This is a genomic window from Pseudonocardia ailaonensis, from assembly GCF_039531635.1.
Taxonomy (GTDB): domain Bacteria; phylum Actinomycetota; class Actinomycetes; order Mycobacteriales; family Pseudonocardiaceae; genus Pseudonocardia; species Pseudonocardia ailaonensis.
The window spans coordinates 392,644-404,204 of sequence record NZ_BAAAQK010000025.1 but is presented as its reverse complement, the minus strand read 5'-3'; the positions used below and the strand labels follow the sequence as shown (position 1 = coordinate 404,204).

9 protein-coding genes and 2 pseudogenes are annotated in these 11,561 nt (G+C 74.4%); 6 read left to right on the top strand and 5 right to left on the bottom strand.

Annotated elements, in window-relative coordinates; genetic code table 11:
• Positions 1–61 precede the first annotated feature (61 nt).
• Both ABD324_RS31160 and ABD324_RS31155 read right to left on the bottom strand, forming a co-directional pair.
• Positions 62–610, bottom strand: a complete 549-nt coding sequence (locus ABD324_RS31160) for a hypothetical protein (RefSeq protein ID WP_344425303.1) — start codon at positions 608–610, stop codon at positions 62–64.
• 48 nt (positions 611–658) lie between these two features.
• Positions 659–1,288 (bottom strand): DUF6474 family protein, encoded by a 630-nt coding sequence (locus ABD324_RS31155; RefSeq protein ID WP_344425300.1) that lies wholly within the window; start codon positions 1,286–1,288, stop codon positions 659–661.
• Positions 1,289–1,455: 167 nt separating this feature from the next.
• On the opposite strand from ABD324_RS31155, the gene ABD324_RS31150 reads away from it, so the two are divergent.
• From ABD324_RS31150 to ABD324_RS31130, 5 genes and pseudogenes are all read left to right on the top strand, one after another.
• Complete coding sequence (locus ABD324_RS31150) at positions 1,456–3,114, top strand: TM0106 family RecB-like putative nuclease (RefSeq protein WP_344425524.1); 1,659 nt, start codon at positions 1,456–1,458, stop codon at positions 3,112–3,114.
• A gap of 25 nt (positions 3,115–3,139) precedes the next feature.
• Entirely contained in the window at positions 3,140–3,775 is a 636-nt protein-coding gene (gene msrA, locus ABD324_RS31145; protein ID WP_344425297.1) for a peptide-methionine (S)-S-oxide reductase MsrA, read from the top strand.
• A gap of 49 nt (positions 3,776–3,824) precedes the next feature.
• On the top strand, positions 3,825–4,349 hold the full coding sequence (locus tag ABD324_RS31140; protein WP_344425295.1) for a methylated-DNA--[protein]-cysteine S-methyltransferase: 525 nt from the start codon (positions 3,825–3,827) through the stop codon (positions 4,347–4,349).
• A 140-nt stretch (positions 4,350–4,489) separates the two neighbouring features.
• Positions 4,490–5,491 (top strand): annotated as a pseudogene (locus ABD324_RS31135) (gamma-glutamyltransferase); the annotation flags it as partial.
• Between the two features lie 479 nt (positions 5,492–5,970).
• Positions 5,971–6,600 (top strand): annotated as a pseudogene (locus ABD324_RS31130) (gamma-glutamyltransferase); the annotation flags it as partial.
• A 139-nt stretch (positions 6,601–6,739) separates the two neighbouring features.
• Here the strand turns inward: ABD324_RS31130 and ABD324_RS31125 are convergent.
• The 3 genes from ABD324_RS31125 to ABD324_RS31115 are packed head-to-tail and all read right to left on the bottom strand — an operon-like array spanning position 6,740 to position 10,757.
• Positions 6,740–7,537 (bottom strand): YceI family protein, encoded by a 798-nt coding sequence (locus tag ABD324_RS31125; RefSeq protein ID WP_344425293.1) that lies wholly within the window; start codon positions 7,535–7,537, stop codon positions 6,740–6,742.
• Positions 7,534–10,278 (bottom strand): MFS transporter, encoded by a 2,745-nt coding sequence (locus tag ABD324_RS31120; protein ID WP_344425291.1) that lies wholly within the window; start codon positions 10,276–10,278, stop codon positions 7,534–7,536. Before ABD324_RS31120 ends, ABD324_RS31125 begins: the two co-directional genes overlap by 4 nt.
• Entirely contained in the window at positions 10,275–10,757 is a 483-nt protein-coding gene (locus tag ABD324_RS31115) for a MarR family winged helix-turn-helix transcriptional regulator (RefSeq protein ID WP_344425288.1), read from the bottom strand. Before ABD324_RS31115 ends, ABD324_RS31120 begins: the two co-directional genes overlap by 4 nt.
• A 202-nt stretch (positions 10,758–10,959) precedes the next feature.
• Between ABD324_RS31115 and ABD324_RS31110 the strand changes: the two genes are divergently transcribed.
• Complete coding sequence (locus ABD324_RS31110) at positions 10,960–11,538, top strand: cupin domain-containing protein (RefSeq protein ID WP_344425286.1); 579 nt, start codon at positions 10,960–10,962, stop codon at positions 11,536–11,538.
• The last annotated feature ends 23 nt before the right edge of the window (positions 11,539–11,561 follow it).

Below are 11,561 nucleotides of genomic sequence, written 5' to 3'. Positions count from 1 at the left end.
GCCACGAGGCATCGCGGCACGGGGTGCGGACCGGTCCCGCGACGGGGACCGGCGGATCTGATCAGCGGGGGATCGGATCCGGGAGGGGTGGGCCGCGGCGCACCACGGCGGCGGTCGCGGAACGGGCGACCAGGAGCGCGACGCCGGCCGGCGCCGCGACGAACGTGTGGAGGGGCCGCCGCGCCGGCATCGGCACGGCGCGGCGCGGCAGGATCCGGCGCAGCGCACCGGCCAGCGCGGAGATCATCCGGTCCGCGTCCCGCAGGAACAGGCCGGAGACGAGGGTGGCCACGCCGTGGGCCGCGACCATGCCCGGCCCGGTGCCCTGCGCCGCGTGGTCGTGGCCGAGGAACAGCAGCAGCTCATGCATCACGAGCTGGCCCGCGCCGAGCACGAGCAGCATCCCGACCGGCCCGCGGGCCCGCTCGGCCGCCGTGGTCAGCGCGACGGCGAGCAGCGGGAACAGCACCAGGAGCAGCCCGAGGTCCGGCAGGGTGCCACCGCCGACCACGTGCCCCAACGCCGTCAACAAGGTGATCAGCGACGCCAGGGCCGCCCCCCGGACGAGCGCGCGACGGTCCTTCGGACCGGCGACTCGGGGGCGGGACATGCCCACAGACGGTAGTCGGTACCCCCGACGGTTCCGGTGTGGGGAGTGTTACGGGCGAATGCCGAGGTGCCCCAGGAGCTGGTCCTCGATCCGGTCGAGCTCGCCCGCCACTGCCCGGAAGGCGGTGCGGCGGCGCGCGCTCGGCATCTGCTCGGCGGCCCGCACGGCCATCGCGAGATCGGCCAGCCGGGGCTCGGTCTCGCGGGCGAAGGTCTTGGCGCGCGGGGTGATGTCGTCTCCCGCGTCGAGCTGGGCCAGCGCCTCGCCGGCCCGGGAGATCCGCGCGTGCAGCGAGCCGCCGCGGCCGGTGAAGCGGCCGAGCTGGTCCGCGGACACGCCGAGCCGCCGGGCCCGGTTGTCGTCCCACTGCGCCCGCGCGACGCCCGCGGCCGCGATCACGTACGGCGCGAGCAGCGGAACGACGACCTTGCCCATGGCGATCGCACGCTTGGTGCGGGCGGGGGTGAGGTCCTTCGGTGCGACGGTGCCGGCCTCCTTGGCCAGCGCCTTCTGCGCCTTCTTCGAGGTCTTCCGGGCCTTCTTCGCGGCCTTGCGCCCCGGCTTGTCGGCGGTGACGGCCTCGACCGCGGCGAGCGCGGTGCCCGCAGCACGGCTCACCACGTCCGAGAACTCCGCAGCCTCCTCCTTCACCGCGTCCGCCTTGCTCCGTCGTGCCATGTCCCGTGGCCTCCCGCTGTCCCCCGCACTGCTGATCGTCGGCAGCCTAGAGGCAGCGCCCCGACGTGGCATGCGCGGAACTGTCGGTGCCGGTCTCTACCCTCTCGGGTGTGACGGCGACGATCAGTGGAGCGGACGGGCAGGCGGCCCCCGACGGCCCCGAGCGCGTGCGTGTGCCCCTGCTCGATGCCGGGGCCACGACCCGGTGCCGCCGCCGCGTGCACCTCGACCACGACCCGGCGGCCGCATCCGAGCCCCGGGCGCTGCCCGATCCGGCGATCGAGCAGCGCCGGGCCGATGCCCGCGAGCACCGGCGGCAGATCGGCGAGGTGCTGGCCTCGGCGCAGGGCCAGGCGTGGCGTGCGGTCCCCGAGGGCGGCGGTGCGAGCGAGCGGGCGCGGATCACCGGCGAGCTGGTGGCGGCGGGTGCCGCCGTGATCGGGGACGCGGTGCTCCCGGTCGACCCGGCCGGCCGCCGCGGCAGCGCGGAGCTGCTGGTCCGCGTGCCGGGCGGCGGGTACGTACCGGTCATCGTGGTGCGCCACCGGATCACCGATCCCGGCTCCGGCGCCTGGACCACACCGCTCGCGGCACCCTTCCCCAACCAGGCCCGGGCGGACGAGGAGCGCAAGGTCCGCTCCCAGCCGCGGGACCTGCTGCGCCTGGCCCACCTGGCGCGGATGCTCGCGGCGGCCGGCTGGGGTCCCTCACCGGACGTGGTGGGTGCCGAGCGCGGCGGCGTCGTGGGCCTGGACGCGGATGTCGTGGTGTGGCACGACCTGCGCGAGGCCCACTGGCCGGGGGAGCGCAGCACCTTCGCGGAGTACGACGAGCGGTTCGCGGACCGGCTCGCGGTGGCGCTGGCGGCCGCGACCGGGCAGGAGCCGCTGGCCGAGCCCTCGCGGGTGCTGGAGTGCCGGCGGTGCTCCTGGTGGCCGACCTGCGAGCAGCGGCTCACCGAGGAGCGGGACGTCAGCCTCGTCGTCCGCGGGGACACGGCGGGCGCGCTGCGCGAGATCGGCGTCCACACGGTCGACGACCTGGCCGCGCTCGATCCCACCTCCGAGCCCCCCGTGCCGATCCCGGGCATGCCGTTCGCCGACGCGGTGGCCCTCGCCCGCGGCTGGCGGCGGGGCCTGGCGGTGGCCCGGCGCGTCGAGGCCGTGCCGGTGTATCGGGCGGACGTCGAGGTGGACGTCGACATGGAGAGCTTCGGCGAGTCCGGCGCCTACCTGTGGGGGGCCGAGCTGTCGTACCCGGGCGGGATGCGCCCGGGGGACGAGGCGGAGGGCTACCGCGGCTTCGCGACCTGGGATCCCGTGCCCACGCAGGACGAGGGACGGTCGTTCGGCGAGTTCTGGCAGTGGCTCTCCGGCATCCGGGCGGAGGCCGCCGCGAGCGGGCGCACGTTCGCGGCCTACTGCTACAACGAGCAGGCGGAGAACCGCTGGCTGCTGTCCTCGGCGCGGCGCTTCGCCGGCATGCCCGGGGTGCCCCCGCTCGCGGACGTCGAGGAGTTCATCGCCGCCGAGTGGTGGGTCGACCTGTTCGCCGTGGTCAACGAGTGGTTCCTCTGCGCGCAGGGCAAGGGCCTGAAGAAGATCGCGCCCGTCGCCGGGTTCAGCTGGCGCGATCCCGAGGCCGGCGGCGAGAACTCGATGCGCTGGTACCGCGACGCCGTGGGGATGGACGGGGAGCCGCCGGACGCCGCGCAACGCGAGCGGCTGCTCGGCTACAACACGGACGACGTGCGGGCCACGCGCACCCTGCGGGAGTGGATGTGCTCGCCGGCGATCCGCGAGGTCCCGCTCGCCTCGGACCTCTGACGGCACTTTGACGTAGCCTCGGGCCATGTTCGGGATGGGACGCAAGACCACCATGGTCGCCGCCGAGGACGCGCTGCGCGGCCGGTCGACCCCGGTGCCGGTGCCCGAGAAGCATTTCGTCAACGGCCACCCGCTGGCGCCGCCGTTTCCCGACGGCCTGGCCAGCGCCGTGTTCGGCTCGGGCTGCTTCTGGGGCACCGAGGAGCTGTTCTGGCAGGTCCCGGGCGTGTACACCACCGCGGTCGGGTACGCCGGCGGCTTCACGGAGAACCCGCACTACGAGGAGACGGTCACCGGCCGGACCGGGCACGCCGAGGTCGTCCTCGTGGTGTTCGATCCCGCGGTCGTGAGCTACGCGCAGCTGCTGAAGATCTTCTGGGAGACGCACGACCCGACCCAGGGCATGCGCCAGGGCAACGACGTCGGCACCACCTACCGCTCCGCGATCTACACCACGGACGACGCGCAGCGCGAGGAGGCCGAGGCCTCGGCGAAGGTCTACGGAGACGTCGTCCGCGCGGCCGGGTACGGCGAGATCACCACCGAGATCGCCCCGCTCACGCAGTTCTACTACGCCGAGGACTACCACCAGCAGTACCTCGCGAAGAATCCGAACGGGTACCGCTGCCACTCCTCGACGGGCCTGGCCTACCCCGCCTGATGTCCGAAACCCGCCAGCTCGGGCGTGTGTGCGGGAGCATGATGGGCGCATGGAGCTGAGCTGGAAGGTCGTCCCCGCCCCCGGGCCGATCGGGGCGCTGACGGTCGGGGTGAGCGAGGCGGGGCTGTGCCTCGTCGCGTTCGGCGAGCAGCCGCAGCGCGCCGCCGACGCCGCGACCCGGCTCGGCGCCGACCTGGTCGAGGACGAGCGCACCGAACCGATCGCCCGCGAGCTCGCCGAGTACTTCGCCGGCACCCGGCAGGAGTTCACGGTGCCGTTGGACTGGCGGCTCACCGCGAGCACCCAGCGGACCGTGCTGCAGGCGCTGCACGCCGGTGTCGGGTACGGCGAGACCACCACCTACGCCGGCCTGGCCGCCACCAGCGGCGCCTACGAGGGCCACGGCTACACCGCCGCCCGCGGGGTCGGCTCGATCATGGGCTCGAACCCGATCCCCGTCGTCGTGCCTTGCCACCGGGTCCTGGCCGCGGACGGCCTCGGCGGCTTCGGCGGCGGCCGGGCGACCAAGGAGTACCTCCTGTCCCTCGAAGGTGCCCTCCTGATGCTCCTGTGAGCACTTGTGCCCCCTAGAGGGGCGGTAACCACTCACAACCCCCGCTGACCTGCGACAACGCCGTCCGTGAGTGCGGAGCAGTGCTCTAGCACTGCTCCGCACTCACAGCGTGGGGCGCCGGCGGGTGCGAGGGTGGGCGGGTGAGTCCCCGGACGTACGAGAAGGCCGGACCCGCGGGCGCGGCCGCCAGCACCCACCACCTCGGCACCTCCACCGCCCTGACCGTCCTCGCGCGGGGCGGCAACGCCTTCGACGCCGTGGTCGCGGCCGGGTTCGTGCTGCAGGTGGTCGAGCCGCACCTCTGCGGGCCGGGTGGCGATCTCCCCTTGGTGTTCGTCACGGCGGCCGATCCCCGGCCTCGGGTGATCTGCGGGCAGGGCACCGCCCCCGCCGGGGCGACGATCGAGCACTACCGGGCCGAGGGGCTGACGATCGTGCCCGGCACCGGGCTGCTCGCCGCGACCGTCCCGGGCGCCTGGGACGCCTGGCTGACCCTGCTGCGCGACCACGGCACCTGGGAGCTCGCCGACGTCCTCGCCCCCGCGCTCGGCTACGCCGCGAACGGGTTCCCGCTGGTCCCGCGCGTCCCGACGACGATCGCGACCGTCGCCGAGCACTTCCGCCGGCACTGGCCGAGCTCGGCCGAGCAGTGGCTGGACGGCGGGAACGTGCCGACGACCCGGCACCGGCTGCCCGCGCTCGCCGCGACCTGGGAGCGGCTGCTCGGCGAGGCCCGCGGGCCCAGCCGCGAGGCGCGCATCGACGCCGCCCGCGACGCCTGGTACCGCGGCTTCGTCGCCGAGGCGATCGACGACTTCTGCCGCACCCCGGTCCGCGACGAGACGGGCGCCGACCACGCCGGCCTCCTCACCGCGGACGATCTCGCCTCCTGGTCGGCGACCTCCGAGGACGCCCTGGTGACGGACGCGGGCGCGGGCTGGCAGGTCGCCAAGTGCGGCCCGTGGTCGCAGGGCCCGGTGCTGGCGCAGGCGCTGCGGCTGCTCGACGGGGCGGAGTTGTCCTTCGTGGACGGCGTGGCCTCCGCGGACACGGTCCACACCACGGCGGAGGCGGCCAAGCTGGCCTTCGCCGATCGGGAGGCGTGGTACGGGGACAGCGCGCCCGTCCCGATGGACGCCCTGCTCGCGGAGGGCTACACGGCGGCACGCCGGCGGCTGATCGGCGTGGAGGCCTCGGCCGAGCTGCGCCCCGGATCACCGGACGGCCGCTCGCCGCGGATCGCCGCCCTGGCCGCGGACCTCGACCGGCCGATCGGGCTGGGCACCGAAGGCCCCGGCACGGGTGAGCCGACCGTGGGGACGGCCGAGCCTGCGGGCGATCTCCCGAGCACGACGTCCGGCGCAGGCGCCCGGACGGCGGCCGGGCGCAACGGGAGTGCGTCGGGCGGCGACCTGTCGGCGGCAGGTGCGTCGTCGCGCGGAGGGTCGTCGCGCGGAGGGTCGGCGGGGGGAGGGTCGTCGCGCGGAGGGTCGGCGGGGGGAGGGTCGTCGCGCGGAGGGTCGGCGGGGGAGGGTCGTCGCGCGGAGGGTCGTCGCGCGGAGGGTTGTCGGGCGGAGGGTCGGCGAGTGAGGGGTCGGCGGGCGCGGCGGCGGCCCCGGCTTCCGGGGCCGCGGGGGAACCCACGCTCACCCGCGACGGCGTGGCCCGCGGCGACACCGTGCACATCGACGTGGTCGACGCGGCCGGGAACATGGTCTCCGCGACCCCGTCCGGCGGCTGGCTGCAGTCCTCGCCCACCGTCCCCGGCCTGGGTTTCTGCCTCGGTACCCGGGCCCAGATGTTCTGGCTCGAGGAAGGCCTGCCCAGCTCGCTCGCGCCCGGCAGGCGGCCGCGCACGACTCTCTCGCCGTCGCTCGGGCTGCGGGACGGGGAGCCGTGGATGGCGTTCGGCACCCCGGGCGGCGACCAGCAGGACCAGTGGCAGCTCTGCTTCTGGCTCGCCCACACCCGCGCCGGCCTGGACCTGCAGGCGGCGATCGACGCGCCGACCTGGCACACGACGTCGTTCCCGGCGTCGTTCGCGCCGCGGGGATGGGAGCCGGGCGGGCTCGTCGTCGAGTCGCGGCTGGGGGCCGGGACGCTCGAGGACCTCCGCCGCCGGGGCCACCGGATCACCGACGCCGGCCCCTGGGCCCTCGGCCGCCTCTCGGCCGTGGGGAGGGGTACGGACGGCCTGCTCCGCGCGGCGGCCGACCGCCGCTCGGGAGTCGGCTCCGCCGCCGCCCTCTAGGGAGGGTGCTGAAAGGCTGGCGACGGCCGGAGCTTTCAGCACCCTCCCAGGCGTTATGGAGCCATAACGCGCCACAGCCCGCCCGATCCGGACGTTATGGCTCCATAACGCACTGGTGCGGGCGGGCGCGACGGCGAGCTCAGCCGAGGACGGCCTGGATGTCGATGTCGATGCGGAGGGTGCGGCCGATGGCCAGGACCCCCGCGAGGACGCTCTGGTTCCAGGAGATCGCGAAGTCGTCCCGGGAGATCTCCGTGCTGGCCGAGAAGGCCGCGCGGGTGCCACCCCACAGGTCCGGCCCCGTGCCCCGGTAGTGCACGTCGAGGGTCACCGGTGCGCTGACGCCCTTGAGCGTGAGCACCCCGTCGACCCGCCAGTGCCGGGTGTCGATCCGGGTCAGCCCGTCGGACTTGTAGGTGATCTCCGGGTAGACGTCGACGTCGAGGAAGTCCGGGCTGCGCAGGTGCGTGTCCCGGTCCGTGTCGTCGGAGTCCACGCCGCGCGGGTCGATGGAGACCTCGACGGAGCTGTTCTCCAGCGGGTCGGCCACCTGGATGCGGCCCGAGAAGTTCCGCAGCCGCCCGTGGATCCGGCTCATCCCCAGGTGCAGGGCGGTGGCCTGGATGCTCGAGTGGTGCGGGTCGATCGTCCAGGTTCCGGGGGCCGGCAGCACGTCGCCGCCGACCTTCGCCAGCTCCAGCACGCCGAGCGTGGACCGCTCCCCGGCCACCTGCACGGTCCGGGCGGTGGGCTCGTGGCCCGCCGCCGCGGCGATCACCGTGTAGGGACCGTTCTCGAGGCCGTCGATCACGAACCCGCCGTCCTCACGGCTGGCGGACCGGCCACGCTGCACGCCGGTCACGTCGACCGCGGTCAGCGTGCCGCCGGTGACGGGCCAGCCGTCCGGCGTCATCAACCGTCCCGTGACCGCGCTCACCGCCCGACTCCCTCCGCGGCGGCCACCCCGTTCACCGACGTGGCTCCGGAGGGCGCCGGGAACTCGACGTCGGCCGTGGTCACCCCGCCCGCGCCGACCTGCACGACCGTGGCCACCGGCGCGTAGCCGCTGGCGGTGAGCGTGTAGGTGCCGCCGGGCAGGTTCTCGAACGCGAACGAGCCGTCCGGCCCGGTCACCGTCGAGGCCACCACGGTGCCGCGTGCGTCGATCAGCGTGGCGAGCGCCTCGCCGACCCCGCGGCCGTCGCTGGCGGCGACGACCGAGCCGGTCAGCCGGGCACGGCGGGGCAGCTCGACGTCGTGGTCCGTGGTGAGCCCGGTCCGCAGCTCCACCGAGGCGGCGACCGGCGCGAACGACGGCCCGGTGACGGTGAGCGTGTAGCGGCCCTCGGGCACGCCCTCGAGGGTGTAGCGACCGGTCTCGTCCGGACGTCCGGTGGCGGCGACGTCGCCGCGGGCGTCGATCAGGGCGACGGTCGCCTCCGTGATCACGCCGCCCGCGCCGTCGCGGACCAGGCCGCGCACGCCGCAGGTCCCGGCGAGCGGGATGTCGTGGCGGACCGGCTTGTCCGCCACCGCGACCATGGCCGCGTACGGCTGGAACGCGCCGGACGTGGCGACGACCAGGTAGGTGCCGCCGTTGGCCAGCGGGATCCGGTAGGTGCCGTCCTGACCGGTGACCGTGCGGCCCTCCTGCCGGCCAGCCGGGTCGGTCAGGGTGACGACGGCCTCGGGGAGCCCGGTGCCGTCGGCGCGGTGCACGATGCCGTTGACCTCGGGACCCTCGCCGACGGGCGGCGGGGGGAGCTCCGCGGCGGGCAGCCCGCCGCTGAGCGCGTGCCGGCCCCGGCCGTCGGCCCCGTTCCCGTTCCCGTTCAGGGCACCGGAACCGTTCCCGTTGGTCGGGATCGGCCCGGTGGCGGCGAAGGCGCCGTTGCGCTCCGGCTCACCCCACGCGGGGGCCTGCGGCTCGGCCTTGGTGTGGAAGTCACCGACGGCCTCGGCGGGCTCGGGTGCCGCGGCGACGGCGGCGGGGTCGGCGCCCTGCTCCTCCGCCAGCCGGGCCTGGGCGCCCGACATGGTGCGCAGCGGCACCTCGCGGACGAACAGCACGATGACGAAGGCGACGGCGATCACGGCGGCCGCGATCAGGAAGGTCAGCGTCATCGAGTCCGTGAAGCCGACCAGGAACGGCCGGGCCAGGCGGGGGTCGATCTGCTGCAGGAACGCGGAGTCGTTGAGCACGCCGGACGCGGCCGACAGGTTGCCGCTCTGCGCACCCTGCACGATCTGGGCGTTGGCCGGGTTGGCGAGCACAGCCGGGTCCGTGAGGGCCGAGCGGAAGGTCTGCCCGGCGTCGCCCGCGAAGGCGTTCGTGATCTTGTCGCCGACCGTCGAGAAGATGACGGACAGGAAGATCGCGGTGCCGAGCGTGCCACCCATCTGCCGGAAGAACGTGGACGACGCCGTGGCGACACCCATGTCCCGGGCCGGGACGGCGTTCTGCACGGCCAGCACGAGGGTCTGCATGCAGCCGCCGAGGCCGAGCCCGAACAGGCCCATGTAGAGGTCGAGCTCCCACAGCGCGATGTCCGGGGTGAGCCGGAAGTAGATGATCACCAGGGCGGCGACCATCAGCGCCGTGCCGACGACCGGGAACACCTTGTAGCGGCCGGTCCGGGACGTGACCTGGCCGGAGAGCACCGAGCCGATCATGATGCCCGCGACGACCGGCAGCATCAGGAAGCCGGACGCGGTCGGCGAGGCGCCGTGCACGATCTGCAGGAACTGCGGGAACAGGGCGATCCCGCCGAACATGCCCATACCGATGACGATGCCGGCGATGCTGGTCAGGCTGAACACGCCGTTGCGGAACAGGCGCAGCGGGATGAGCGCGTCGTCGCCGTAGCCGCGTTCGCAGAAGTAGAAGGCGACCAGGCCGACCACGCCGATGATGTAGCAGACGATCGCCTGCGTGGAGCCCCAGCCCCACTCGCGGCCCTGCTCGGCCACGATCAGCAGCGGCACCAGGCCGATGGCCAGGGTCAGGGCGCCGGGCCAGTCGATGCGCCGGGCGCGGGCGGTGTGCGGGACGTTGAGGACCTTGGCGACGACGACCAGCGCGACGGCGCCGATCGGCACGTTCACCAGGAAGATCCAGCGCCAGCCGTCGATGCCGCCGATGGTCGCGGCACCGGAGAACAGGCCGCCGATGACCGGGCCGAGCACGCTCGACGTGCCGAACGTGGCGAGCATGTAGCCCTGGTAGCGGGCGCGCTGCCGGGGCGGGACGATGTCGCCCAGGATCGTCAGGGCCAGCGAGAACAGGCCGCCGGCGCCGATGCCCTGCACGGCGCGGAAGGCCGCCAGCATGTACATCGACTGCGAGAAGGTGCAGAGCACCGACCCGACGAGGAAGATCGAGATCGCGGTCAGGAACAGCGGCTTGCGACCGAAGATGTCCGAGAGCTTGCCGTAGAGCGGCGTGGTGATCGTGCTGGTGATCAGGAAGGCCGTGGTGGCCCAGGCCTGCTGGGACAGGCCACCCAGGTCGTCGGCGATCGTGCGGATCGCGGTCGCCACGACGGTCTGGTCGAGCGCGGCCAGGAACATGCCGAGCATCAGGCCGACGAGGATCGTGACGATCTGCTTGTGGGAGAGCTCACCTCCCCCGCTCGTGTCCTGGGCCGGCCTCGCGGCCGTGGCGGACGGGCTGGTCATCGGGTCCCTCCATCGTGCTTCTGCAGATCGGTGACGAAGCGGTCGAGCATGTCGGCGAACCGGCCGCGGGCCTCGGGGGACCAGTCGGTCAGGGCGCTGGCGAGCTGCTCGGCGCGACGTCGGCGTTCGGCGTCGAGGACCCGATGGCCCTCGGCGGTGGTGGCGAGCTGGCTGGCGCGCCCGTCGCCCGGATCGGCCCGGCGCTCGACGAGCCCGGCCCTGACCAGGGCGGCGACCTGCCGGCTGATGGTCGACGGATCGGCGCACATCGCCGCGGCGATCTCACCGGAGCGTTGCGGGCCCTCGGCCCCGAGCCGGGCCAGGACGGGGAGGGTCGCGGCCTCGAGACCGTAGTCCTGGGTGGCGGGTACCGCCCGCTTGACGACGCGCATCAGCATCCCGATCCCCTGGACCACGCGGTCCGCGAGCACGAGATCGTGCTCGGACACGTCCGGGCCCGCGACGGGCTGTGCGGTCATCCCTGCTCCTGGGGTGCTCTTTACCAGAATTTTGCGTGTATCACGCAAGGAGTTGCTGTCGGCAAGCATGGACCTTGTCGTCGTGCAACGCCAACTCGTTTCTCCACGAAACGAGGTGATCCCGGCCACCGGTTTTCCCCGCCTGCGGTACCCGGGCGGCCTCTCGATAGGCTCGGACCACGCGATCGCGGGAGGCGTGCGAGTGAGATCGAGCGGGGCTGCGACGGACGGCCACGAGCGGCCCGGGTGGACGAATGCCCTGGTCGGGGGGCTGATCGGTCGTCGGGTCGCGGTGCTGGCCGTCCTGGCTGCGGCCGGCGGCGTGCTGGCCGGGTGCGCCCAGCCGGGACAGCTGGGCTCGGCCCCGGCACCGGCGGCCCCGCCGCCCGCGGCGCCGGTCGCCGTCACCCCGACGAGTGCCGGTCCGCCCGTGCCCGAGGTGCTCGGCACCGGCACGGTGGACATCCCGTTGCGCTTCCGCACTCCGCCGAACGCCGACTACCAGGTCCGCACCGCGATCCTGCAGCCCGGCGAGCAGGTCGGCTGGGAGACCCGTCCGGGTACCGCGCTCACCCTCGTCCGATCGGGCGAGGTCACGGTCCGGGAGCAGGACGCGTGCGCCCCCGCCGTGCTGGGTCCCGGCCGGGTGGCGGTGGTCGGGGAAGGGGTCGCATCGATGGTGCGCAACACCGGCGCGGGCCCGGCGGAGCTGCTGGTCACGACGTTCCTGACGCCCGGGGCGAAGCCCGTGACGCCGGTCCCTCCGGCCTGCCCGGAGTAGTTGTCCACAGGCCCGCCGCGAGA

Bases quoted from the DNA above. Each gene is read 5' to 3' on its own strand.
- ABD324_RS31160 (WP_344425303.1), bottom strand. From the start codon at position 610: ATGTCCCGCCCCCGAGTCGCCGGTCCGAAGGACCGTCGCGCGCTCGTC.
- ABD324_RS31155 (WP_344425300.1), bottom strand. From the start codon at position 1,288: ATGGCACGACGGAGCAAGGCGGACGCGGTGAAGGAGGAGGCTGCGGAG.
- msrA (WP_344425297.1), top strand. From the start codon at position 3,140: ATGTTCGGGATGGGACGCAAGACCACCATGGTCGCCGCCGAGGACGCG.
- ABD324_RS31140 (WP_344425295.1), top strand. From the start codon at position 3,825: ATGGAGCTGAGCTGGAAGGTCGTCCCCGCCCCCGGGCCGATCGGGGCG.
- ABD324_RS31120 (WP_344425291.1), bottom strand. From the start codon at position 10,278: ATGACCAGCCCGTCCGCCACGGCCGCGAGGCCGGCCCAGGACACGAGC.
- ABD324_RS31115 (WP_344425288.1), bottom strand. From the start codon at position 10,757: ATGACCGCACAGCCCGTCGCGGGCCCGGACGTGTCCGAGCACGATCTC.